The 23420-nt window shown below is 63.0% G+C and carries 21 protein-coding genes; 4 read left to right on the top strand and 17 right to left on the bottom strand.

The genetic code is table 11. The annotated features are described in order from the left end of the window. Positions 1–9: 9 nt before the first annotated feature. From JL39_RS16035 to JL39_RS16010, 6 genes are all read right to left on the bottom strand, one after another. The gene (locus JL39_RS16035; RefSeq protein ID WP_037152448.1) at positions 10–1347 is read right to left on the bottom strand and encodes an FAD-dependent oxidoreductase; all 1338 of its coding nucleotides are present in this window, start codon (positions 1345–1347) and stop codon (positions 10–12) included. A 145-nt stretch (positions 1348–1492) separates the two neighbouring features. After that, positions 1493–2401: a LysR family transcriptional regulator gene (locus JL39_RS16030; protein WP_037152444.1), complete on the bottom strand. Its 909-nt coding sequence runs from the start codon at positions 2399–2401 to the stop codon at positions 1493–1495. Positions 2402–2493: 92 nt separating this feature from the next. After that, entirely contained in the window at positions 2494–4176 is a 1683-nt protein-coding gene (gene ilvD / locus JL39_RS16025) for a dihydroxy-acid dehydratase (protein ID WP_037152442.1), read from the bottom strand. A gap of 121 nt (positions 4177–4297) precedes the next feature. Continuing rightward, positions 4298–5905, bottom strand: coding sequence for an acyl-CoA dehydrogenase family protein (locus JL39_RS16020; protein WP_052182905.1), 1608 nt, complete (start codon positions 5903–5905; stop codon positions 4298–4300). Positions 5906–5911: 6 nt separating this feature from the next. Continuing rightward, the gene (locus tag JL39_RS16015; protein WP_037152440.1) at positions 5912–6673 is read right to left on the bottom strand and encodes an SDR family NAD(P)-dependent oxidoreductase; all 762 of its coding nucleotides are present in this window, start codon (positions 6671–6673) and stop codon (positions 5912–5914) included. After that, a complete protein-coding gene (locus JL39_RS16010; RefSeq protein ID WP_037152437.1) occupies positions 6670–8526 on the bottom strand; it encodes a feruloyl-CoA synthase in 1857 nt (618 codons plus the stop codon). Before JL39_RS16010 ends, JL39_RS16015 begins: the two co-directional genes overlap by 4 nt. A gap of 151 nt (positions 8527–8677) precedes the next feature. On the opposite strand from JL39_RS16010, the gene JL39_RS16005 reads away from it, so the two are divergent. From JL39_RS16005 to JL39_RS15995, 3 genes are read left to right on the top strand one after another with little or no spacing between them, the layout of a single operon-like run. Further along, positions 8678–9472 carry a crotonase/enoyl-CoA hydratase family protein gene (locus JL39_RS16005; RefSeq protein WP_037152434.1) on the top strand — a complete coding sequence of 265 codons (795 nt, stop codon included), beginning with the start codon at positions 8678–8680 and terminating at the stop codon, positions 9470–9472. A 13-nt stretch (positions 9473–9485) separates the two neighbouring features. Beyond that, positions 9486–9941, top strand: a complete 456-nt coding sequence (locus tag JL39_RS16000; RefSeq protein ID WP_037152431.1) for a MarR family transcriptional regulator — start codon at positions 9486–9488, stop codon at positions 9939–9941. A 39-nt stretch (positions 9942–9980) separates the two neighbouring features. Next, a complete protein-coding gene (locus tag JL39_RS15995; RefSeq protein WP_037152429.1) occupies positions 9981–10856 on the top strand; it encodes an amidohydrolase family protein in 876 nt (291 codons plus the stop codon). On the opposite strand, the gene JL39_RS15990 is transcribed toward JL39_RS15995, so the two are convergent. From JL39_RS15990 to JL39_RS15940, 11 genes are all read right to left on the bottom strand, one after another. Further along, positions 10853–11866 (bottom strand): LacI family DNA-binding transcriptional regulator, encoded by a 1014-nt coding sequence (locus tag JL39_RS15990; protein WP_037152426.1) that lies wholly within the window; start codon positions 11864–11866, stop codon positions 10853–10855. The genes JL39_RS15995 and JL39_RS15990 overlap by 4 nt on opposite strands. A 7-nt stretch (positions 11867–11873) precedes the next feature. Next, the gene (locus JL39_RS15985; RefSeq protein ID WP_081952861.1) at positions 11874–12713 is read right to left on the bottom strand and encodes an ABC transporter permease subunit; all 840 of its coding nucleotides are present in this window, start codon (positions 12711–12713) and stop codon (positions 11874–11876) included. Continuing rightward, on the bottom strand, positions 12710–13531 hold the full coding sequence (locus tag JL39_RS15980) for an ABC transporter permease subunit (protein WP_037152424.1): 822 nt from the start codon (positions 13529–13531) through the stop codon (positions 12710–12712). The genes JL39_RS15985 and JL39_RS15980 overlap by 4 nt, the downstream gene beginning before the upstream one ends. Positions 13532–13710: 179 nt before the next feature. Then, a complete protein-coding gene (locus tag JL39_RS15975) occupies positions 13711–14844 on the bottom strand; it encodes an extracellular solute-binding protein (protein WP_037152421.1) in 1134 nt (377 codons plus the stop codon). Positions 14845–14883: 39 nt separating this feature from the next. Further along, positions 14884–16017, bottom strand: coding sequence for an ABC transporter ATP-binding protein (locus tag JL39_RS15970; protein WP_037152418.1), 1134 nt, complete (start codon positions 16015–16017; stop codon positions 14884–14886). 100 nt (positions 16018–16117) lie between these two features. Beyond that, the gene (locus JL39_RS15965) at positions 16118–16795 is read right to left on the bottom strand and encodes an HAD-IA family hydrolase (RefSeq protein ID WP_037152415.1); all 678 of its coding nucleotides are present in this window, start codon (positions 16793–16795) and stop codon (positions 16118–16120) included. Between the two features lie 23 nt (positions 16796–16818). Then, positions 16819–18342 (bottom strand): alkaline phosphatase D family protein, encoded by a 1524-nt coding sequence (locus tag JL39_RS15960; RefSeq protein ID WP_200883964.1) that lies wholly within the window; start codon positions 18340–18342, stop codon positions 16819–16821. Next, positions 18329–19078 carry a glycerophosphodiester phosphodiesterase family protein gene (locus JL39_RS15955; protein WP_037152412.1) on the bottom strand — a complete coding sequence of 250 codons (750 nt, stop codon included), beginning with the start codon at positions 19076–19078 and terminating at the stop codon, positions 18329–18331. The genes JL39_RS15960 and JL39_RS15955 overlap by 14 nt, the downstream gene beginning before the upstream one ends. A gap of 13 nt (positions 19079–19091) precedes the next feature. After that, the gene (locus JL39_RS15950) at positions 19092–20012 is read right to left on the bottom strand and encodes an ABC transporter permease subunit (protein WP_037152409.1); all 921 of its coding nucleotides are present in this window, start codon (positions 20010–20012) and stop codon (positions 19092–19094) included. A 2-nt stretch (positions 20013–20014) separates the two neighbouring features. After that, positions 20015–21004, bottom strand: coding sequence for an ABC transporter permease subunit (locus tag JL39_RS15945; RefSeq protein WP_037152405.1), 990 nt, complete (start codon positions 21002–21004; stop codon positions 20015–20017). Next, positions 20991–22259, bottom strand: a complete 1269-nt coding sequence (locus JL39_RS15940; RefSeq protein WP_227705261.1) for an extracellular solute-binding protein — start codon at positions 22257–22259, stop codon at positions 20991–20993. The genes JL39_RS15945 and JL39_RS15940 overlap by 14 nt, the downstream gene beginning before the upstream one ends. 207 nt (positions 22260–22466) lie before the next feature. Between JL39_RS15940 and JL39_RS15935 the strand changes: the two genes are divergently transcribed. After that, on the top strand, positions 22467–23402 hold the full coding sequence (locus JL39_RS15935; protein ID WP_037152402.1) for a sugar-binding transcriptional regulator: 936 nt from the start codon (positions 22467–22469) through the stop codon (positions 23400–23402). Positions 23403–23420: the final 18 nt, after the last annotated feature.

Below are 23420 nucleotides of genomic sequence, written 5' to 3'. Positions count from 1 at the left end.
GCGTCCTCCTCACGATGCGGCGCGCATCTCTTCGTCCGTCCATCGATAATGCTTCTTTTCGACATTGTCGGAAACCCGCTCCCGCAATGCCGCAAGGTCGATCTGTTGCACGCTGCCGGTGCCGGCAAGGTCCAACGCATTCGCCGCCGCCATGCCCATGCCGATGCAGGGCCCCATGACGCGCACGCTGGAGAGCGCAGCCGAATCTGCATCGATGCAACGCCCTGCCGCGGCGACGTTGTCGCACTCGTCCGGTGTCAGGCTGCCGAGCGGGATATAATGGGCGTGGTCCTCATCGAAGGTGATCCAGTGGTGGCCATCGCCGTGATCGTGCAACTCGATCGGCCAGGCGGTGCGGGCAACCGCATCGTCGAATTTCGTGCCGGCCCGGATCTCGTCGACCGTCAGGTGATGACTGCCGGCGATCCAGCGAGTCTGGCGGATGCCCGGCAGACCGAACGAACGGATACGGGCATTGCCGAAACATTCCTGAAACTCCTTTTTCAGGAATTCGACGGCGCGTGATGCCTGGTCCTTGCCTTCCAGCGCCTTCCGCGATGCCTCGACGGGATCGAGCGGCGTTTCCACATGGGTCATGTTCATGGCGGCGATGCCGCGGCCGGGGATGGTGAACCCCAGGCCCTCGCGGCGTAGCAGGCCATAATCCGCGGCCTTCTCTTTCATCCGGTCGGCAATCTCGAAGCGGGTCGGCTGTTTTGCCTCGTCGATGTTTTCCAGCACCACCATCTGTGTGCCGAACACGCCGCCCTTTTCCGGCTGGCGGCAGGCAAACCCCGCCTGCCAGACGAGCGCCGCATCGCCGCTCGCCTCGACCCAGCCGGTCGCCTCGACCGAGACGCCGCCGTAGCGGGTCATGAAATCCGTCTCCACGATGCGGCGACCTTCCACATGCACGTCGAGGATCGTCGCGCCGAGCACGACCTCGATACCGGCCTCCAGCACGCTCTGCTCCATCCAGCGGCCAAGAACCACTTCGTCGTAATAAACGACCGTCGTGTTCGGCCCGTGGCGGTAGTAGATCGACTTGTCCTGGGATTCCAGATGAGCGAGCAGCCGGTCAGCGACGCCATAGGTGAACTGATAACCGTGCGTTCCGTTCGAAAAGAGGCCGCAGAAGGTGGCGATGATCGAGTTGACCGCCTGACCGCCGAGCGCGGCCTGTCCGTCGACGATCACGACCTTGCGGCCGAGACGCGCTGCTTCCAACGCCGCGGAAATGCCCGCGATGCCGGCGCCGACAACGCAGATATCCGCCTTCAGCTTGCGGAACGGCGTGTCCTTTTCGCGTCTGACAATGCGCGTTTCCCGGCTCAGCGTTTCCGCCATGAATACCCTCCCTTGCAACGCCCGCGCCTTCCGGCGCACATCTACGGATCGTAACCCAAGCCGCCGCGCCTTGAACCCGGCAAGTGATGCGATCAGTTTTCGTGTTTCGCGAAAGCTGGAATGGTATTGCGGCCCTGATTTTCGCTCAAAACGCAGGGATGGCTTGATCCGGAATGCCTTCCGCAAGGCGCTTCTGCGTGTAGGATATGAATTCGGCCACGACGTTCTTGTTGATCTTGATGCGTGGCACCAGGGCCTTCACCCACAATGGCTCGACGGGGCATTCGGGCATGACTTCTTCAAGTCTGCCGCTGTCGAGATCGGCCTGAGCCAGGAACCGCGGGAGGATTGCGAGACCCAGTCCCTGGCGGGCGGCGGCGAGCAGGATGCGGCTGTCATTGGCGGTGAAGTTCGACGTGATCTCCACGTTGAGCGGGCTCGTCTCCATCTGGAAGGTCCAGGTCGTGCCGATCGTGTGGAACGTGATGCACTCGTGGCCGACGAGTTCTGTCGGATCCTTCGGCCGCTTGCGGCTCGCGAAATATTCGGGCGCGGCGCAGAGCACCCGCGGATAAGCACAGAGCGGGTAGTCGATCACATAGGCATAGGATTGCGGCAGTGCGCCCACCGCGACATCGAACCCTTCCTCCAGCGGATTGACCGAACGGTCGATCAGCACGATCTCGATCTTGACCCGCGGATTCCTCGCCTGGAAGGCCGCGCAGATATCGCCGAAGAACATGGAGGCGAGCGTCGTCGGCGCCTTGATGCGCAAAGAGCCCGTCAGTCCCAGCTCCTGGGCGCTGGGCGTCGCCAGCGTATCCTCGATCTCGCCGACCAGGAGCTGCAGGCGCGGCCTCAAGCGCTCGCCATCCACCGTCAGCGCCAGCCGCCGCGTGGTGCGGACGAAGAGCTGGGTGTTCAGGTGTTCCTCCAGCCGCTTGACGCGCTTGGTGATGACGGAGGTCGCGACGCCCAGATCACGGCCGGCGGCGGAAAAGCTGCCGGCGCGGGCGGTCGCCAGGAATGCGCCGATATCGAGAAGTATGTTCACTGTCTTTCTCGTTTCGAGAAAAAATGGGAACCGGCATCAGGCGCATATTTTCGCCGTTTCTGCAAATCCTTGAGACAATCCATAGCCTACGATCATTTCGCGACCAGCGTCGCTCCCTTCTCAAGCGGCGTCACCGTGCTGCCGTAGAGATTGAGCCAGCCCTTCTCGGCCGAAAGCGGCTTCTGAACAAAGGCTTCAGCCCGAGCGGCAAGCTCCGCCTCGGGCACATGAAGTTCGATCGAGCGGCTGTCGATATCGATGGTGATGCGATCGCCATCCTTCACGAGGCCGAGCGGGCCACCGGTGAAGGCTTCCGGCTTCACCTCGCCAATCACCAGCCCGACATTGACGAGGCCGCTCAACTGTCCGTCGGTCACCACCGCAACCTCGGGGCCGAGGCCGGAACCATCGAGCGCAAAGACGAGGCGGGAGGCGCCGCCCATGCCCGGCCCGCCCCTGACGCCCATGCCGCGCAGAACCAGCACGTCACCGGGCTTCACCCCGCCTTCTTTCAATGCCGCTTCGGCGGACGGCGAATTGTCGAAGACACGCGCCGGACCATCGAAACTCATCGGCCGGCCTGGACCGCGCAGCCCAACCTTGGCGATCGCGCCATCCGGCGCCAGTGAGCCGCGCAGGAGCACGATGCCAGGCTTGACTCCAAAGGGCTTGTCGAGCGGACGGATGACGTCCGGATCGGCGATCTCGACGTCCTTCAGCTCCTCGCCCCAGGTCCGACCGGTGACGGTCAGTGCCGAAGGATCGATGAGCGGCTCCAGCCGCTTCATGATACCGCGCGCGCCGCCGGCATCCTCGAATTCCTCGATCGAGTTCGAGCCGATCGGCCGAACAGCGGCGAGGATCGGCACCTCGCCGCTCAACTCCTCGAAAATCCGGTAGACATCGACATCGAGGCCCGCCTCGACAGCAATCGCCTGCAAATGCTTGATCGTGTTGATCGAACCGGACACGGCCAGCACGGTTGCAGCGGCATTGCGGAAGGCGCCGGGCGTCAGGATCTTTCGCGGACGCAGGTCTTCCCAGACCATGTCGATGATGCGATGGCCGGCACGGTCGACATAATCCATCATCTTCTCGCTCATCGCCCTCACCGGCGCACCGCCGGGCAGCGCCATGCCGAGCGCCTCGCAAACCGAGTGCATGGAATTGGCCGTGCCCATGCCCGAACAGACGCCAGGGCTCTTGATGGCGTTCTCGCTCATCTCCTTCAATTCCTCGAAGCTGATCTTACCCGCGGCATGGTGGCCGGCATGCAGGAAGACTTCCTCGATATCCATGTGATGGTTGCGGTACTTTCCGCTCGCCTGATAGCCGCACAGCACGACCAGCGTCGGCAGGTCGATGCGGGCGGCCGCCATGATCTGGCCCGGCGTGGTCTTGTCGCAGGAGGCAAGACAGATCATGCCATCAAGCTGGGCGCCCTCGACTGCCACTTCGATATCATTGGTGATGAGGTCGCGGCTCGGCAAGATATAGGTCGCGGCCCGGCCGGCGCTGATGATGAAATCGCTCGGCGCGATCGTGCGGATTTCGAAGGGAATGCCGCCGGCGGCGCGCACCGCTTCCTTCACACGGGCGGAAACCTGGTCGAGATGGCTGAAGCAGATAGAGAGTTCCGAAGAGGTATTCACCACCGCGATCTTCGGCTTTTCCATGTCCTCGTCGGTAAGGCCGAGCGCCCGCCATTGCGCCCGCCGCACCGCCCAGCGCGACGTACCCGGTTCGAAATTGCTGCGCAATTGTCTCCTGGTCATCCTCAGGCCTCCTCCTCCCGATACCGATCACCTCCGGAGAGGCTAACAATTCCAGAAGCGGTGGGGAATGCTTAGAACAGGCCGCTCACCTTTCTCGAATCGAGAAAGACTGCCCGCATGGTCAATCGCAACGCGCGCAATGAAACGCAAATTGTGCGGCGAGTCCGTTGACAGCGCGGGTTTCGGAAATCCGCAGCGCCATCCAGGCGGAGACGGCCGTCCAGGCTGCGCGCATATAGGCATCGGCGCGGTAGAGCGCCGCGTCCGGGTCTCCCTGCATGGCCGCCATCCTCCCGCTTAGCGCTTCGAACCCGTCGAGAATGCGAAGAACGGACGCCGACGCCTCCGGATGTTCGGACGTATACGCATCGATCTCGTCGCGGGCCTTCTCAAGGAAGAGAGCAAGCCCCCTGCCCTCGTCGCGCCAGAGCCGGCGAGTCAGGAAGTCCAGCGCCTGCATGCCGGTCGTGCCCTCGTAGATCGCCATGATGCGGGAATCGCGAAGGTACTGTTCCAGCGGCCAGTCCTTCGTATAGCCGACGCCGCCCAGCACCTGGATTGCCGCATTCGCCGCATTGAAGCCCGCCTCCGCGCCGAAATTCTTGACGAGCGGCAGCATCCAGCCGGTGAAATCCTCCAGCCCCGGCTCGGTACCGAGCCGTGCCAGATCCATGACGGTCGCGAGTTCCAGAATAGCGGCGCGCAGGATTTCGGTCGAAGAGCGGATTTCATAAAGCTGCCGCTCAACGTCCGGGTGGGTGACGATCGGCACAGGCGGCTGATCGGGCCGGCCGCCCTGGCGGCGCTCTCTCGCATAGTCCTCGGCGATATCGGCCGCGGCGGAGGCGATGCCGAGCCCCTGGCAGCCGGTGAGCAACCGCATCAGCTCGATCATGGTGAAGAGCTGCGGCAAGCCGCGCCCCTCCTGGCCGAGCATGACGGCGCCGGCATTTTCGAAGCGCATGGCGCAGGTGGGCGAGCCGTGCAGGCCCATCTTCTCCTCGATCCCGTCGACCGATACGCCGTTCGGCTTTCCGTCGATCAGGTTCGGCACGAGAAACAGGCTGATGCCGCGCGTCCCCGGCTGATCGTTGGTGCGGGCAAGCAGGCAGTGGCCGATACGTTCGGCCATGTCGTGATCGCCGAAGGAGATCCAGATCTTCTGCCCGGTCACGAACCACCCGCCGCCGCGAAGCTCCGCCTTCGTCCGGAGCCGGCCGACATCGGAACCGGCTTCCGGCTCAGAGATGCAGATGGTCGCCGCCCATTCGCCCGACGAAAGCTTCGGCACCCATCCGGCCGCAATTTCCTCGTCGGCCGCTTCCGCCAGGAGATGCGCGGCGGCACGGGTGGAGCCGGCCGCCATCATCAGCGCCACGCAGCCGCGCTCGAAAAGCGGCGCACAGGCGGCATGCAGCGTCAGCGGCACGGCCTGTCCGCCGAACTTCTCCGGCACGTCCATGCCGAGCCAGCCGGCCTCGGCATATTGCTTGAAAGCCGCAGCGAAACCTTCCGGCGTCCTCACCCGCCCGTCGACGACCTGCGCGCCGGCGCGGTCGCCGACCCCATTCAGAGGGGCAAGCACGCCTTCCGCAAAGTTGGCGGCCTCCCCGACGATCGCCGTCACCGTCTCATCGTCGCAATCCTGCCTGAGATCCCGCAGCCTGTGCCAGCCCGGCGTCAGGGACAGGAGTTCAAGCGTCCGGTCTGCCTGATCCGAAAAGGACATGGATCCTCACCGCGGCTGCATGCGGATGGCGCCGTCGAGACGGATCACCTCGCCGTTGACATACTGGTTCTCGATCAGAAAGCGCACCGCATCGGCAAATTCCGCCGGGTCGCCGAGCCGCGAGGGATAGGGAATGGCGGCGCCAAGGCTATCCTGCGTTTCCTGCGGCAGGCCCTTCAAGAGCGGCGTCATGAAAATGCCCGGCGCCACCGTGTTGACGCGGATTCCGAAGCGGGAAAGTTCGCGCGCTACCGGCAAGGCCATGGAAACGATACCGCCCTTGGAGGCGGAATAGGCGGCCTGACCGATCTGCCCTTCAAAGGCGGCAACCGAAGCGGTGTTGACGATGGCGCCGCGTGCCTTGTCTTCCCGTTCGGTTGTTGTCGCCATGCGCTCGGCGGCGAGTCGCATCATGTTGAACGTGCCGACCAGGTTGATGCGGATCACACGCTCGAAATCCGCAAGCGGCATTGGCCCTTCCTTGCCGAGAATGCGGCCGGCCGTGCCGATGCCGGCGCAATTAACGAGGATGCGCAGGCCATCGCCGGCCTTGGCGGCCACGTCCATAACCTTTGCCGCATCGCCCTCGCTGGTTGCGTCGCCCGAAATTGCCACGCCGCCGATATCACCGGCGACCTTTTCGGCTGCGTCTCCATTGCGGTCGAAGACGTGAACGATGGCGCCGAGTCTCGCAAGCAGACGCGCCGTCGCCTCGCCAAGCCCCGATCCGCCGCCGGTGACGACTGCGCTCGATCCCTCGATCCTCATGCCGCAAGCTCCTTTCCGACCCGGATGACATCCGGTCCATCCTCATAGAGAGCCTCGACCAGATCGCTGCGATGCGCAAGCACGGCACGCTGGTTGATCGAGCCCTTGTCGGTCACCTCGCCCTTTTCGAAGCGCAAGGGAGCCGTCATCAGCATGATGCGCATGATGCGCGTCGCCGATCCGCTCGCCTGCCGCTGGTGCTCGGCAAGCTTTGCCGCAATCGCCGCCTTGACCGTCGGATGGGCAACCACCTCTTCGTCGGAAAGGCCGCTTCCGCCCGGAACGAGTTCCCGCAATGCCGGCATGAAGGGCACGGCAAGTGCGCCGAGCTCCGCCTGGTTCTCGCCTGTGATCACCGCGTCGCGAATCAGTCCGCCGAACTGGTTGACGATCTGGGCGCGCAGCACGCCGACCGCCACCCATGTGCCGGTCTGCAGCTTGAAGTTCTCCGCCGTGCGGCCGTCGAAATAAAAGCCCTTGCGCGGATCGCCGGGGACTGCGAACTTTACCGCGTCGCCGATCCGGTAGAACCCTTCCTCATCGAAGGCCGCGGCGGTCAGCTTCTCGTTGCGCCAGTAGCCGGGCGTGATATTGGGACCCTTGAGGCGCAGTTCGTATTTGTCCTGGAACGGCACCAGCTTCATGGTGACCCCTTGAGCCGGGATGCCGATATTGCCGGGCTTGTCCTGCGGATCGGTGCAGAAGAGCGAGAACGGCGCCGTCTCCGTGGAGCCGAGGCCGGTGCCAAGCGGCACGTAGCCGCCGACAGTCATCTCCGCAAGTTCGATCAGGGCGTCCCAGGTATGCTGGGCCATGCCGGCGCCGGCATACATCATCATCTTCAGATCCTTGAAGAAGCTCTGCCGAAGCCTGTCATCTTCGCGCATCTCCTGCACCAGCATTTCATAGCCGGCCGGAACGTTGAAATACCAGGTCGGCGAAATTTCCCGGAGATTGGCGATGGTCTGGCCGATCAGCTTCGGCGTCGGCTTGCCGCGATCGATGTAATAGGTGCCGCCGTGATAGATGACAAGGTTGAAGCACTTGTTGCCGCTTGCCGTGTGGTTCCATGGCGACCAGTCTACCAGGACCGGCGGTTCCTCCCGGAAATAGGCGTAGCAATCGGCCACCATTTCCTGGTTGGAGCAGAGCATGCGCTGCGTCTGGATTACCGCCTTGGGAGAGCCGGTCGTGCCTGACGTAAACAGGAATTTCGCGACCGTATCCGGCCCGACCGCATCGAAAGCCTCGTCCACCGCCCCGGTCGGCTCGGTCCTGAGGATGTCGTCGAAGAGATGGGTATTGGGACGGCCATCCGGCAGGTTGCGGATCGCGGCAAACGGCATGTCTGCGCCGAAGGCCGTATCGACAGCCTTTTGGAAGACAGCCGCATCATCGGCGAACACCAGGCCCGGCGTGATCTGGGCGGCGATCTCGCCAAGCTTGCCGAAGTCGGAGGAGATGGTCGCATAGGCCGGCGCGATCGCCGCGGAAGGGATGCCGACATGCTGGGCGCCGAGCGCCATCAGCGCATGGTCGATCGAATTCTCGGAGAGAATGACGAGCGGATTTTCGGCCGAAAGCCCCAGATCGAGCAGGAACTGACCGATGCGCCGCACCCGGTCCAGGGCCTGGCCGTAGGTTACCTTGCGCCATTCTCCGGTGCCCTCGCGATCGGCCATCCAGACGCGATCCGGCACTGTCTTCGCCCAGTGCACCAGCCGCTCGTTGATCTTGCCGGGATAGGGACCAAGCCGGTCCTCCCGCCGGACGAGGAACTCGCCGTTCGGCCTTTCCTCCCAGCGCACCACCGGCGACCAGAGCTTTACATTGCGGACGGATTTCCCGCTCATGAGTCTCCTCCCAGACGTCAATCACATGAATTCTAATGAGAGCCGCAGCGGCTCCTCCCAAAATTTGTTTACAAAGAAACAATCTCCATGTAAACGATCAAAAACTCAAAACGGGCGGGGGAGCGTCCGTTGCTGGAGGGAGCAGACAAGAATGGCCGACCAGACGGCAACCAGCTTCGTAACCTATGAGCTCAAGGGCAAGGTCGCCCATATAGGTCTCAACCGCCCTGAAAAACGCAATGCCATCAGCGATCGCTTCGTTGAAATGATTGCGGAATCGGTAGCGCGCGCCGAAAGCGAAGCGAAAGCCGTCGTTCTGTTCGGGCATGGCGATCATTTCTGCGCCGGGCTCGATCTTGCCGAACACGTCAAGAAGACGCCGATCCAGGGCGTGCACGGCTCGCGCCGCTGGCACTCCGTTTTCGCCGGCATCGAACATGGCACGATTCCGTGGATTTCCGCCCTGCACGGTGCCGTCGTCGGCGGCGGGCTGGAACTTGCGGCATCGACCCATATCCGGGTCGCGGACCGCTCCGCCTTTTTCGCTCTGCCGGAAGGGCAGCGCGGCATTTTCGTCGGCGGCGGCGGTTCGGTGCGTGCCGCGCGGCTTATGGGCGTCGCGCGCATGACCGACATGATGCTGACCGGGCGTGTCGCCTCGGCGGAAGAAGCCGAGCGCTGGAACCTCGCACAATATGTCGTCGAAAAGGGCCAGGCGCGCGAGAAGGCGCATCAGCTTGCGGAAGCGGCCGCCAGCAACGCCGAAATCTCCAATTACGCGGTCATCAACGCATTGCCGCGCATCCAGGACATGGCCAAGGAAGACGGGCTTTTCGTCGAATCCTTCATCGCCTCCTTCACCGCCACGAGCCCCGAGGCGGAGGAGCGGCTGCGCGCCTTCCTCGAAAAACGCGCCGCGCGGCTGAAGACACCGGGTTCGGCCTGAGAGGAGTTTTCGGATGGACATGCCGATCCGCACGACTGACGAGGTGAATCTCGATCGTCTCGACACGGCGCTCGGCTTCCTGATGCGACTTGCCCAGCTCAAGATCTACGAGCGCTTCTTCGAAGAGGTCGGCGATCACAACCTGAAACCGGGGGAATTTTCGGTTCTCTGGGTTCTCCTGCACAATCCGGGGGTCCGGCAAAGCGTGCTCGGCCAGCGGCTGATGATCAAGCGGGCCCATATGACGAAGCTGATCCGCTCGCTGGAGGATCAGGGCCTCGTCTCACGCCGTATCCCCGACGACGACCGCCGTGCTGTCGAAATCACGCTGACGCCCGCGGCCGCAACGATGGTGGAACAGGCCGGCGACTGGTTCTTTACCTATGAGGATTCAGTCGGGGAAAATCTCAACGCCGCCGAACGCCGGCAACTGACGGCCCTGTTGCGGAAATTCGTCGGCCTGGGCTGAACATCGGCAGACAAATCGAAGGATCGGGAGGAGCGAAGCTTGAATATCGACGATCTGATCGCCATCGACATCCACACCCATGCCGAGGAGCCCTGCTGCGGCCCGCGGGACGACGGTTATGACGAGTTCCAGGCCGGCATGGCGAAATATTTCAGGAATCCCGCCGGAGCGCAGGGCATGTTGCCGACCGTGCAGGAAACCGCCGCCTATTACCGCGAGCGCAGGATCGGCTGTGTAATCTTTCCGGTCGACGCGGAGCGGGAAACCGGCTTCCGCCGCTACGACAACGAGGAAGTGGCAAGGATCGCCGCCGAAAACAGCGACATCATGATCCCGTTTGCCTCGATCGATCCCGCCAAGGGCAAGGCCGGCGCCCGAGAGGCGCGGCGGCTGGTGCGCGAATTCGGCGTCAAGGGTTTCAAGTTCCACCCGACCATGCAGGGGTTCTATCCGAACGACCGGATGGCCTATCCGCTCTACGAGGCGATCCAGGAGGAAGGCGCGATCACGCTCTTCCATACCGGCCAGACGGGCGTCGGCGCCGGGCTTCGGGGCGGCATGGCGATGCGGCTGAAATTCTCCAACCCGATCCATCTCGACGATGTGGCGGTCGATTTTCCCGACATGCCGATCATATTGGCGCACCCCTCCTTCCCCTGGCAGGAGGAGGCCCTTTCTGTCGCGACCCACAAGCCGAACGTCTATATCGACATGTCCGGCTGGTCGCCGAAATATTTCCCGCCGATCCTCGTGCAATATGCCAATTCGCTGCTGAAGCACAAAATGCTGTTCGGTTCCGACTGGCCAGCGATCACGCCGGACCGCTGGTTGTCCGACTTCGCCAATATCGCCATCAAGGACGAGGTGCGGCCGCTGATCCTCAAGGAAAACGCCCGCAAGCTTTTGAAGATTTAGGTCGGGACAAAGCTCTTCCGGATCACAAGCTCGGGAATGACCCGTTCGTAGCCCGGCGCGGCATCGGGGTTTTCAAGCCGGCGCTCCAGAAGCTCGACGGCGCGGGTCGCCATGATCGCCGGGTCCTGCCTGAAAGTCGTGAGGCCGTAGCTCAGCCAGGCCGCCTCCGGCACGTCGTCGAAACCGATCACCGCCACATCATCCGGCACCCGCAGGCCAAGTTCGGTGCGGACGAAATCCATCAGGCCGAAGGCGATCTGGTCGTTGGCGCAGAAGACCGCATCCGGCTTCTCATCGGACAGGAACAGCTCACGGGCCGCGACAATGCCGCTGTCGTAGTCCGAATCCGGCCCCCTTGCCGCCGTCACCTCGGCGCCCAGCGCACGGGCCGCGGAAAGGAAAGCGCTTTCGCGTTCCATGATGCTCGGCGTGCCGGACCCGGATCCGATCACGGCGAGCCGGCGGCGGCCGGCGGCGAAGAAGGCGGTGGCGGCGTTGCGCGAGGCCTCGGAATTGCCAGCACGGACATGGTCGGCGTCGGGTTCCGAGCGGCCGATGACCACGAGCGGCTGGCCGTTTCGCTGGGCAAGCTCGAAGAAGCTCGCCGGCGGCGAGCCGGAGAGAATGATCGTCGCCTCGGCGCGATGGCCGATCAGCATCTTCTGGGCGGCGAGCAACTCCTCCTCCGCCTGGCCGGTATTGATGAGGATCGGAATGCTGCCGCGTCTGATCAGCGCCTTGGCGAGCGCTGCGGTCAGATGGGCTCGGAAGCCGAGTTCGGGCTTGGTGGCGACGATGCCCACCAGCCGGCTCTGGTTGGCGAGCACGCCGCGCGCCAGGTCGTTAACGTGGTAGCCCAGCTCATCGGCCGCACGCAGGACCTTTTCGCGCGTCGCAGGCGCCACGCTGGCGCCCGGCGTGAAGGTGCGGGAGACCGCCGAGCGGGACACTCCGGCGAGCCGGGCAACCTGTTCGGCGCTGACGAAGCGCATTCTCTTTTCGTCCTTCATGCTCTCCTCAATGTCCCACGCGCGAAAGGACGTCCGCCTTCAGGAAGCGCTCGACGACAGCCATGAAGACCAGCGACGGAACGAGCAACAGGAGGGCAGTGATCGACGCGATCTGGTAATTGCCGCCGGCGCCTGCGGTATAAAGCAGCAAGGGCAGCATGTTCACGTCCGGTGCGCCGACGAAATAGCTGCCGGTGAATTCATCGAGCGATTCCAGGAAAACGAAGATGGCGCTTGCCATCAGGCCGGGTGCGGCAAGCGGCAGCGTCACGTCCAGGAAGGTGCGCATCGCACCGGCGCCGATGTTGCGCGCCGCCTGCTCAAGCTCCACGTCGATGGCGGAAAACGCGGCGGTTGCGATCCAGACCGCATAGACGAGACCATGCGAGACATGCACCAGCACCACGCCCGGTATCGTGCCGTTCAAGCGGATTTCGTAGAAGATGCGCGCGACATTGACGTAGACCGTCAGGTTCGGGAACGCCTGCGGGATCAGGAAGGCAAGCAGGATCAACCCTCTCAGGGGCAGCTTCAGCCGCGCCAGTGCATAGCCGGCCGGAATTGCCAGAAGCAACGAGACGACGACGGTCAGAAGCGCGACGATCAGCGAATTGGTCAGCGACTCCACCGCCCCGCCGCGCGGTGCGAACACTTTTGCCCAGGAGCCGAAACCGTATTCCAACGGGAAGCTATGGGGAAAATACCACTTTTCCGCCACCGTCCAGAGCAGCATGTTGAAAAGCGGGCCGAAGATGAAGAAGGCCATCAGCCCGAAGACGATGCCGCGCGGCACCCACCAGAGGGCAGCGAGAGGATTGCGGCGGCCGGTCACGACGGAGGCGGTCATGCGCGTTCCTTGAGGCTGGCGCGCAGGTAAATCCACGCAACGGACGAGGCGAGCACGAGCGAGACGAGGCCAAGCGCATTGGCGACACCGTAATCCCCGTAGGAATTGACGCGGAAAGCAATGTCGGCGGTCAGCATGGTCGGCGACTGGGCGTTGATCATCAGAGGCACGGAAAGCACCGACATCATGGTGACGAAGGAGAGGATGAGGCCGACGGTCAGCGTCATCGCTACCTGCGGCACGAGGATTTCGATGAGAACGCGCAAGCGCGAGGCGCCGAGATTGCGGGCCGCCTCGATCGTATCGCGGTTGACCGAAGCCATGGCGCCGGCGACGAGCAGCGCCACGAAAGGCGTCTGCTTCCAGACGAAGGCGATGACGATGCCGCGCCAGTCGAGAAAGCTCTGGGCATCGAGCGGGGTCAGCAGGCCGAGACTGATGAAAGTGTTGTTCATCATGCCGTTCTTGGCGAGGAAGGTGCGGAGGATCTGCCCGACGACGATGAACGGAATGAACATCGGCCAGCGATAGAGAAAGCGCAGGATCGCCACCGCGACCGGATGTTCGCCGAGCGTCAGATAACCGCCGATCGCAATCGAGGCGATGCCGATCAGCACCGTCGACAGCGTGATGATGACGACGGAAAAGACGATATCCTTCGTGTAGAGGTCGAAGGTCTTGGCGAAATTGCCCCAGCCGAATGCCCCCTCCACCTGGAAGGCGCCGACCGCCGACATGACGAGCGGCAGGATGAACAGGAGGACGATCACCGCAAGCGCGGGCAGCACGAGGAGGAGACCGAGAAGGCGTCTGGACATTTTTCGAACTCGATGGAATTGCCCCTCATCCGCCAGCCGGCACCTTCTCCCCGCGAGCGGGGAGAAGGACCAACGCGGCGCCCTCTCCGGCCCACTCGACATTCGAGCGGGGCAAGTCCCCTCTCACCGCCTGCGGGGAGAGGGTTAGGGTGAGGGGCATAGGCCGAACGCTGCGCCGCTTACTTGACCGACTTTTCGTAGGCTTCCAGGATCGCGTTGTTATAGGGCGCGATCGGGAAGGGCTTGCCCTTGACGGCAAGGTCTTCCGGCGTGATGTCCACGAAGAGCTTGTTCCAGGTGGCGTCGTCGAGCTCGGCCTTCACCTTGTCGGCATCGATGCCCGGATACCAGTTGAAGCGCTTGACGATGCCTTCGGCCTGGACCTTCGGGCTGGTGGCAAGCGCGATGAACTTTTCCGCCAGGTCCTTGTGGGCCGTCTTTTCCGGCATGACGTAGTGCATCGGCTGGCCCGGCATGCCCGGAGCCGGCAGCATGAGCTTCAGCGTCGGCGGAAGCTGGCCGTTCGCCTGCCAGGAATAGAACATGTCGACCCAGACCGGACCCATGGCGATCTCGCCGCGGGAGAGCAGATCGAGCGTTCCGGCATTACCGGGGGTGAGCGTCGCATTGGTGGTGAAGTCGGCGAGGCTCTTGAAGGCCGCATCCCACTTCTTCGTTTCCTCTTCCTTGAACGGGCCGTTCATCAGCGTGTTGGCATCGCCGCCGCCGAAGGCATAGATCCAGCCCATGACGAAGCTGACGCCCGAAGCGCCGCCCTTGATGCCGTTGTAGCCGAACTGCTTCGGATGGGCCTTCGCCCATTCGGCCAGTTCCGCATAGGATTTCGGCGGATTCTGAACAAGATCGGGATTGTAGGCGATCGCCGTCTGGCTGTTGAACATCGGCATGACATAGCCGTCGACATTGGCGCCGAGCGCCATCTTCGCATTGGCGCGGGTGACGAGCTTGCCGGTGTCGATGTCACCGCGATACTTGGCGAGATAGTCCTTGGCAACCATCGGGCCGGCGAACTTCTCGTGCACGACGGCAACGTCGACATCCCACTTTTCCGCCTTGGCGGCAGCCTGGGCGTCGAAGCGCTCGAGGATCTTCTGCGAACCGGCATCGCCGGGGCCCGTGCCGACGGCGCGAACCGTATTGCCCGGATAGGTCTTCTCGAAAAGGGGCCCAAGATACTGGTTGATGTAATCGACCATGTTCTGGTCGCCGGCGGTCGCGACCGTCAGCTCTTCCGCATGGAGCGGAAGGGCTGCGAAAGCGACGGCAAAGGCCGCGTAAGACATTCTCTTCATGGGTGTTCTCCGTGAGCTGAAAAGTCGAGTTTCAAAAAGTCAGGCGTAAACTTTCCCGGACGGTGCCCGGGAAACGGTGGAGGCCGGCTCATTCGCCGGCGCATTAAAAAGGAAAAGCGCTTCCGCCGGGACATGGACGGCGACGCGGGCACCCGGCTCGAAGGCCTGGGTCCCATCGGCCATGATCTCGGTCTGCCCGATCCGGACCACATGGCGCCAATGGCCGCCGGGATAGCTGACGGCAGCGACCTCGCCCCGAAATGTAATGCCGGAACCAACCGTCGCGATCTCGCCTTCCGCAAGGAGGCGCGCGGCTTCCGGGCGGAACCGGGCTTCGACGGGGCCGGAGGTCAGCGAGCGATCGAGAATCGGCACGCCGGCCACTGCGTTGGCCGCTCCTTCGGCGATCACGAACTGGCCGCCCACCCGCACTCCATCGAGGTGGATCACGTTCTCGACCCCCATGAAGGCGGCGACGAAAGCCGAGGCCGGACGGTTGTAGACCTCTTCCGGGGTTCCCTGCTGTGCGATCTTCCCGGCGTTCAGGATGACGATGCGGTCGGCCATGACCATGGCTTCCTCGCGGTCATGGGTGACGTGGATCGCCGTGATGCCGAGCCGCTTCTGCAGCGCCCGGAGTTCGTGACGGACCGTCAGGCGGATGCGGGCATCGAGGTTCGACAGCGGCTCATCGAGCAGCAGGATTTCCGGATCGACGGCGAGCGCCCGGCCAAGCGCTACGCGCTGACGCTGGCCACCCGACAGCGCCGAAGGCTTGCGCGCCTCCAGCCCGTCGAGGCCGAGCAGCGACTGCATGGCGGCGACGCGGGTGGCGATCTCGGTGCGCGGCACGCCCTTCAGCTTCAGTCCGTAGCCGATGTTCTGGGCAACTGTCATATGCGGCCAGAGCGCATAGGACTGGAAGACCAGCGCCATGCCGCGCTTGTCCGGCGGCAGGTGCGTCACATCGCGATGGCGCACCTTCACCTCGCCGGCCGACGGGCCGATGAAGCCGGCTAACAATCTCAGAAGCGTGGTCTTGCCGCAGCCGGACGATCCGAGCAGCGCCACGAACTCGCCTTTCGAAATCGACAGGTCGATGTCGGCCAGAACCTGCGTGGAACCGTAACGACTTGCGACGCCACGCAATTCCAGAAATCCGCCCCGCTCCATCGAAACCCCCTCTTGCACAGCCGTGCAATCTTGCTGACGGTTTCTTAAGGCGCGAGTTTTACAGGCGGATGACAGCGGCGTTGTTTGTTTGCGAACTGGCCTAGACGGCCTGCAGTACCTCGAGGCGGGCGAGCGCCTTTTCCAGTTCCCCGGCTCCGGTCGCCACCAGAGCAGCCCCCGCCTCCTTGAGAACCTGGGCACGGTCAGGCCGCGGGTCGGCAGGATCGACAAAGCCGATCGGCACCATACCCGCGGCCCTCGCCCCCGTAATGCCGTGGCTGCTGTCATCGATCACCACACAATTCTTCGGATCGACGGCAAAGGCCTTGGCGCAGAAATGGAAAAGGTCGGGCGCCGGTTTTGGCCGTGCCACCCTGTCGGAGCTGAAGACCGAGGGCGCAAATGCGTGCCAGAGATCGAGCAGGCCGAGGCTCTTCGACAGCCGGTCCGTCGAGCTGTTGGAAGCGACGCATTTTTTATACGGCAGCGACCGGACGAGTTCTTCCATGCCCGCCATCGGCTCCAATGAGCGGGCGAATTCCGGATAGATGTCGAGATGCCAGGCCTCAAACACCGCATCGAGGTTTTCAAGACCGAGTTCATCGGCGCAGATGCGGCGGATGACATCCGGCGAATTGCCGGTGAAGCGGATCAGGACCTCTTCCGCGGTGATGGAAGCGCCGGCATTCTGCAAGGCTTTGGCAAGCGTGCGACTGGCGATCGGCTCGCTGTTGATCAGCACGCCGTCACAATCGAAAATCAGAAGATCAATCTGCATGGGAGTCCGATTTCAGTGGTGCGTCAGAGCCGGTTGACGCCGGCTGCACCGTCGGCGACGGCGAAGCTCTGGAAAACGCTGGCCGGAGAATTCTGCTGCTTGCGGTCTGCGATGCCGACGAAATCCACCTCGGTCGACCGGTCATTCAAGCGCATGATGGCATAGCCATGCTTGTCCGAGGCGAACTTGAGGTGCGGGTTTTCGGCAAGCGCCGTGGCAAGACTCTTTTCGGACGGTGCATCGGACGTGATCGAGCCGCCGACGAACTCGGTGGCGATGGGCGTCGCCTTTTCGTCCGCGAAGTCGCGCTTCACGTCAGCCGCATAAAAGGCGTGCAGGTCGCCGCCGATGATCACGGGATTGCGCACGGCAGACGACTGTACGGCATCGAGGAGACGGCCGCGCGCCGCGTGATATCCATCCCAGCCATCCAGATTGTAGCCCGTCTCAGGACCCGCCTTGGTGTCGCGCTCGGACAGCAGGGTCTGCTGGGCGATGACGTTCCACTTTGCCTGGGAACCGGCAAGCGTCTTGCCGAGCCATTCCTCCTGCACCGGGCCGAGCATGGTTCGTTCAGGTCGATCCCCGGCGGCAGCCCCCTGGAGCTGCGGCGAGCGATATTGCCGCGTGTCGAGCAGCGTCAGTCCGAGCAGGTTACCGAAGCGATGGTGATCGTAGATGCGCAGCGCGTCGAAGCCATTGGCAAGGCTTGGATGTACCGGCATGTGCTCGAACCAGGCCTGATAGGCGGCGCGGCGGCGGGCAATAAAGGCCGTCGAAGCCGGCGCGTCCGGCGCGCGATCATTGGCATAGTTGTTGATGACCTCATGATCGTCCCAGACCGCAAGCCAGGGGAAGGCTGCATGCGCCGCCTGCAATTGCGGGTCCGATTTGTAGAGCGCATAGCGGTCGCGATATTCGTAGAGCATGGAGGGCACGCCGGTTCCGTGCTTGCGCACCAGTTCAGCGCCATAACTCCGCTCGTAGATGTAATCCCCGAGATGCACGACAAGATCGAGGTCTTTTCCCGCCATGTCGCCATAGGCGCTGTAGAAGCCTTGCTCGTATTGCTGGCATGATGCGAAGGCGAGACGGAAGGCATCGGTACTTTCGGCCGCTGTTTTGGTGCGGCCGACGAGGCTTTCCGCATCTCCCGAACGGAACCGATAGAAATACCAGCGGCCGGGCTGCAGCCCCTTCACCTCCACATGCACCGAATGGGCGAATTCCGGCACGGCACGGACGAGGCCGGACTGGACAGGCTTGGAAAACGCCTCGTCCTCGGCCACCATCCATTCCACGTCGATCGGATCGGCGACCGACTGCGGGTCCGGCGCGAAGGGATCGGCGGATACGGCCGCCGACGCATCCTCCAGGATCAGTCGGGTCCACAGCACGACGCTATCGGTTCTCGGCGAACCCGATGCGACGCCGAGCGCGAACGGATCGGTCTTGAAGCTTTCCGCACGCGCGGACCCAAGCGGCCGCCAGACGGCCGCCGCTGCCAGTCCGCTTGCCAGGAAGCTCCGCCGGTCAATGCGCATCATGTAGTCCTTCGCGTGCCTTGACGGCCAGATCCGGCCGGTCGGTGGTGATCTGGCGGATCGGCTGCTTCAGCCAGAATGAGAGGTCGTCCAGGTCGTTCGGCACCCAGGCACCAAGCCTTTCAGCAGGAATCAGCGCCGAGAGCAGATCCCATTCCTCGGACAGCAATGCCTTTTCGACGGCAAGCACATCCGAGACCCGCAGCATGGCTTCGACCGACTGCCGCAGACCTCGGGCCTCGACGGACTTGTGGCTGAGCGAGGAGAGCCGGCGGATATGTGGCGCTACCTCGCCGACCTTCTTCAGGACGTCGCTGTTGAAGCTCGTCAGGAAGGAACGGTCTGCAAGACCGAAGCGGTCGATCTCCGCAGCAGCGGCGGTTTCGAGGCCTTCGTAGGGCTTGCCATCGGCATCGGCCTTCAGCTCCACATGCAGTTCGAGGCCGGTCGGGGCGTAGATTTCCAGCACTTCGGCAAGCGTCGGGATGCGCTCGTCCGTGCCCTTGAGGATGACTGAGCGATATTCGCCGGCGGCGAGATCAGCGACGCGGCCGGTGCGTTCCGTCGTGCGGTCGAGCGTCGCGTCATGGATGACGAGAAGCTCGCCCGCGGCGGTCAGATGCACGTCGAACTCGACGGATTCCACCGGAAGCGCAAGCAGATTGCGAAAGCCGGTGAGGCTGTTCTCGGCCCAGAGATTGCGGGCGCCGCGATGGCCGACGATGATGGGTGTGGACATCGGAAATACCTCCTTACTTGCTTGAATCCACCAGACCCTTGGTGAACCAGCGTTGCATCAGCAGAATGACGAGGGCGGGCGGCGCCATGACGAAGAAGGAAGCCGCCATGGCGATGTTCCAGGCCGGTTGCGCATCCGCCACCGGGATCAGGTCCTTCAGCCCGATCATCGCCGTGTACATTTCCTTCTCGGTGGTGAAGAGCAGCGGCCAGAGATACTGGTTCCAGCCGTAAAGGAAGAGGATGATCGACAGCGCCGCGATGTTGGCGCTGGAGAGCGGCAGAAGCACGTCCCGGAAGAATTTCAATGGCCCGGCACCGTCGAGCTTCGCCGCCTCGCAGAGCTCGTCCGGCACGGTCAGGAAAAACTGGCGGAACAGGAAAGTCGCCGAGGCCGAGGCGATCAGCGGCAGGATCAAACCGCCATAGGTGTTGACCATGTTCCACTGCAACGCCGCATCCAGCTGGTAACCGGTGGTGTTGGCAAGAAAACCGGTCAGGCCGATCGCTTGGAAGAAGGAGCGGAGCGGCCCGCCGGCATCCGCCACCGCCTCGTAGGTCGGGATGATGCGCACTTCGACTGGCAGCATCAGCGAGATGAAGATCAGCCAGAAGGCAGTCATGCGGAAGGGAAAGCGGAAGTAGGTGACCGCAAAAGCGGCGATGATCGAGACCGCAAGCTTTCCGACGACGATGCCGACCGTGACGATGAGGGAGTTGATATAGAGCTGGCCGAAATCACCTTCATTCCAGGCACCTATGGTGTTTTCGACGAAATGTTCACCCGGCAGCAGCGGGAACGGCACCTGCTGCACCTCACCGACCGTCAGCGAACCGGCGACGAAGGCGAAATAGAGCGGCATGCCGACCGCGGCGGCGCCGAGCAGCAGCACCACATGACAGAAGATGGAGAGACCAATGTGACGTTCGACCATGATCACACCTGGTAATTGACTTTGCGCTCGACGGCGCGGAACTGCAGGACGGTGAAAAGGATGGCGATCGCCATCAGCACCACGGATTGCGCGGCCGACGAGCCGAGATCGAGCTGGCGGAAACCATCCTGGTAGACCTTGTAGACCAGGGTGTTGGTGCTGCCGGCCGGGCCGCCCTGGGTGATCGTGTCGATGATGCCGAAGGTCTCGAAGAGGCCGTAGACGAAATTCATGACGATCAGGAAGAAGATCGTCGGTGCGGCCATCGGCAGCGTGATCGTCAGGAAGCGCCTTACCGGCCGGGCGCCGTCTATCGCGCCGGCTTCGATGACGGAAGCCGGCACGGCGAGGAAGGCCGCGACAAGGAAGATGTAGTCGTAGCAGATATGCTTCCAGACCGCCGCGACCGAGACCAGCAGCAATGCATCGAAGGGCCGGCGGTTCGGGTCCCAGGCGAAGCCCAGGTCATGCAGCATGTGCGCCAGCGGGCCGACCGTCGGATTGAAGAGAAAGGCCCAGAGCACGCCCGAAATTGCCGGCGCGATGGCGTAGGGCAGGAGGATGACGCCCTTGTAGATCGCCTTGCCGCGCATGACCTGATCGGTGGCGAAGGCGAGCAGACCGGCGACCAGAAGCGTGACGACGGACTGGACGGTGGTGAACCAGAGGGTAAGCACCGCGCTGTCGCGATATTCCGGGCTCGAAAACAGGGTCGTAAAATTATCCAGCCCGACGAAGATCATCGTCCCGCCGAACGGATCGACCTGCACGAAGGCAAGCGACAGCGCCTTCCAAGTCGGAATGAAGAAGAAAAAGAGCAGGATCAGAAGTTGCGGAGCAACCAGGCCCGCCGCCAGCCAGGGCCGCCGGAAATGCGATGCCTTGAGCCCGGTTTCGGACGACCCGACAAGCGAACCCAACCAGGGCAGCAACGGAAAACGGGGGCGCGTCGCCGCGCCCTCGTCCAGTCTCAAGGCATCACTTGCCGGCATGGAGCTTCTCGTACTGGCGCAGGATTTCATTGCCGCGCTTGACCGAAGAGTCCAGAGCCTCCTGCGGCGTCTTCTTGCCGGTCCAGACCGCCTGCATCTCCTCGAGCAGGATCGCCGTCGCCTGGTTATGGTTGCCGAAGCGGAAACCTCGCGAATTGTCGTTCGGCTCGCCGCGCGAAAGCTGTTCGATGGCGATCTCGCGGGTCGGATGATCCTTGAAATAGCCTTCCTGCTTCATCTTGGCGTAGGCGGCATTGGTCACCGGAACATAGCCGGTCGACTTGCTCCACCATTCCTGAACGTTCGGCTGGGCGACATAGTTGAAGAAGGCTGCAACACCGGCCTGAACCTCTTCCGGCTTGCCCTTGATCGCCCAGAGCGCAGCGCCGCCGATCGTGCTGTTCTTCGGCTGGACGCCTTCCTCATGCGGCATGACAGCTGCGCTCCACTTGAACTTGGCATCCGCCTCGACGGCCGAATGGCTGGCCGTAGAATTGATGATCGAGGCACAGGTGCCGGAGGTGTAGAGGCTGATCGGGGAAACACCCTGGCCGGCGATCTTCAGCACGCCGTCGTCGATCCACTTCTTCAGCCGCGCGACCTGGCCGACCACGGAGGTCTTGTTGTAGACGAATTCGGTATCGAGACCGGCGTAACCGTTGGCCTTGGTGCCGAAGGGCTGATCATTGATCGCCGAATAGTTCTCGATCAGGCTCCACTGGTAGTCGCCCGGAAGCGCCATCGGGCAATCGGTGACTTTCTTTTCCTTCAGCGCATAGAGCTGCTTTTCGAGATCCTGCCAGGTGTCGGCCGGTGCATCGAAGCCGGCTGCCTTGAAGGCATCGGCATTGTACCAGAGGATCGGGGTCGACGAGTTGAAGGGCAGAGCCGCCGGCTTGCCGTTGACGATATAGAAGCCGGCAACCGGCTTGACGAAATCGTTCCAGTCGATCTTGTAGCCCTGCTTGGCCATCAGTTCGTCGGCCGGAATGATGGCCCCGGAATTCAGCATGGTCATGAAGCCGCGTTCGGCCGACTGAAGGATAGCCGGCTGCTGGTTGACGCGGTAGGCGGCGACCATGGCCGCCATCGTCTCTTCGTAATTGCCCTTGTGGGTGCCGACGACCTCGTACTTGTCCTGCGACTTGTTGAAGTCCGAGATGAGCTGCTGAACGGTCTCGCCGAGCTTGCCGGAGATCGCATACCACCATTCGATCTTGACGCGTTCCGCAGCCGCAGCACCCGTCGCGCCCATCAGCAGCGCGCCGGCGGCAAGCAGGCCGGCCACCGATTTCACATATGTCGAAGCCATGTTTCGGTTCCTTGGGTTTCCTGGGCCCCTTGCGTGGCCCGCCTCTGTTAGGTTCTGGCCATTTTTCCCGCTCTGGGTTAGCCATGACACGAGCGGGTTACGTTACATATGTTACACACATGTGACATATGGGCACAATGGGGCTTTAAGATGGAAAATCGCGAATTGATGGTGCGAGCGGCCTGGCTCTACCACGTGGAAGGATTGACCCAGCAGCAGATCGCCGAGCGGATGAACGTCACCCGGCGGCGGGTCAACGAAATTCTGTCGGAAGCACTGGAAACAGGTGTGGTGCGGATCAGCTTCGATGCCGTGCTTTCCGAAAGCGTCGAACTGGAAGCCAAGCTCAGGAAACGGTTTGGTTTGAAGGACGCCGTGGTGGTGCCGAGCCCAAGCGATCCGGGGTTGCTTCATTCCGTGCTCGGGCGGGGTGCCGCGGGTTTTCTCGGCAGATTGATCCAGACGCAGAAGCCCGCCTCGATCGGGATCGGCTGGGGCTCCACATTGCGCGAGACAATCCACCACATGCCTTCGCTCAACGAGCCGCAGATCAGGGTGCGTTCGATGATGGGCGGGCTGACCCACGGCTCGGAGATCAACACGTTCGAGATCGTCCGCGGCTTTGCCCAGGTGCTGAACGCCCAATGCCGCTATTTCGCAGCGCCGATCTATGCCGACAGCGCGGAATCGCGCGACGCGATCATCTCGCAGGGCGTCTTCCAGAAGACGTTCAAGCAGATCTGCGAGGTGGATGTCGCCTACCTTAGCGTCGGCGACGTGTCGCAGCAATCGCTGCAGGTGCGCTACGGCCTGCCGGAAGGCATGGACGAGGCGATCCTGAGAGATGCCGGCGCGGTGGGCGACCTGATGGGCCGTTATCTCGACACTTCCGGGCGGGAGATCGACCATCCGCTGAACCGCCAGGTGCTCTCGCCGGAACTCACGGATTTCCGCAGGATCGACTGCCGGATCGTCGCCTCCGGCGGGGCGCACAAACACAGGATCCTGCACGCCGTGGCGGAAAGCGGCCTGATCAACGTATTGATCACCGATGCCGACAGCGCCCGCGCCATGCTGGCGCGATAGATCAAAAAGTTAGAGCGG

The organism is Rhizobium sp. YS-1r (assembly GCF_000757525.1).
Lineage (GTDB): Bacteria > Pseudomonadota > Alphaproteobacteria > Rhizobiales > Rhizobiaceae > Neorhizobium > Neorhizobium petrolearium.
The sequence above is the reverse complement of the archived record's forward strand: the minus strand, read 5'-3'. Positions and strand labels throughout refer to the sequence as shown.

Coding starts and splice junctions, on each gene's coding strand:
- JL39_RS15965 (WP_037152415.1), bottom strand. CDS start 16,795: ATGCAGATTGATCTTCTGATTTTCGATTGTGACGGCGTGCTGATCAAC.
- JL39_RS16020 (WP_052182905.1), bottom strand. CDS start 5,905: ATGTCCTTTTCGGATCAGGCAGACCGGACGCTTGAACTCCTGTCCCTG.
- JL39_RS15980 (WP_037152424.1), bottom strand. CDS start 13,531: ATGTCCAGACGCCTTCTCGGTCTCCTCCTCGTGCTGCCCGCGCTTGCG.
- JL39_RS15990 (WP_037152426.1), bottom strand. CDS start 11,866: ATGAAGGACGAAAAGAGAATGCGCTTCGTCAGCGCCGAACAGGTTGCC.
- ilvD (WP_037152442.1), bottom strand. CDS start 4,176: ATGACCAGGAGACAATTGCGCAGCAATTTCGAACCGGGTACGTCGCGC.
- JL39_RS16005 (WP_037152434.1), top strand. CDS start 8,678: ATGGCCGACCAGACGGCAACCAGCTTCGTAACCTATGAGCTCAAGGGC.
- JL39_RS15975 (WP_037152421.1), bottom strand. CDS start 14,844: ATGAAGAGAATGTCTTACGCGGCCTTTGCCGTCGCTTTCGCAGCCCTT.
- JL39_RS15950 (WP_037152409.1), bottom strand. CDS start 20,012: ATGGTCGAACGTCACATTGGTCTCTCCATCTTCTGTCATGTGGTGCTG.
- JL39_RS15940 (WP_227705261.1), bottom strand. CDS start 22,259: ATGGGCGCGACGGGTGCTGCGGCTGCGGAACGCGTCAAGATCGAATGG.
- JL39_RS15945 (WP_037152405.1), bottom strand. CDS start 21,004: ATGCCGGCAAGTGATGCCTTGAGACTGGACGAGGGCGCGGCGACGCGC.
- JL39_RS16010 (WP_037152437.1), bottom strand. CDS start 8,526: ATGAGCGGGAAATCCGTCCGCAATGTAAAGCTCTGGTCGCCGGTGGTG.
- JL39_RS16035 (WP_037152448.1), bottom strand. CDS start 1,347: ATGGCGGAAACGCTGAGCCGGGAAACGCGCATTGTCAGACGCGAAAAG.
- JL39_RS15935 (WP_037152402.1), top strand. CDS start 22,467: ATGGAAAATCGCGAATTGATGGTGCGAGCGGCCTGGCTCTACCACGTG.
- JL39_RS15970 (WP_037152418.1), bottom strand. CDS start 16,017: ATGGAGCGGGGCGGATTTCTGGAATTGCGTGGCGTCGCAAGTCGTTAC.
- JL39_RS15985 (WP_081952861.1), bottom strand. CDS start 12,713: ATGACCGCCTCCGTCGTGACCGGCCGCCGCAATCCTCTCGCTGCCCTC.
- JL39_RS15955 (WP_037152412.1), bottom strand. CDS start 19,078: ATGTCCACACCCATCATCGTCGGCCATCGCGGCGCCCGCAATCTCTGG.
- JL39_RS15960 (WP_200883964.1), bottom strand. CDS start 18,342: ATGATGCGCATTGACCGGCGGAGCTTCCTGGCAAGCGGACTGGCAGCG.
- JL39_RS16000 (WP_037152431.1), top strand. CDS start 9,486: ATGGACATGCCGATCCGCACGACTGACGAGGTGAATCTCGATCGTCTC.
- JL39_RS16015 (WP_037152440.1), bottom strand. CDS start 6,673: ATGAGGATCGAGGGATCGAGCGCAGTCGTCACCGGCGGCGGATCGGGG.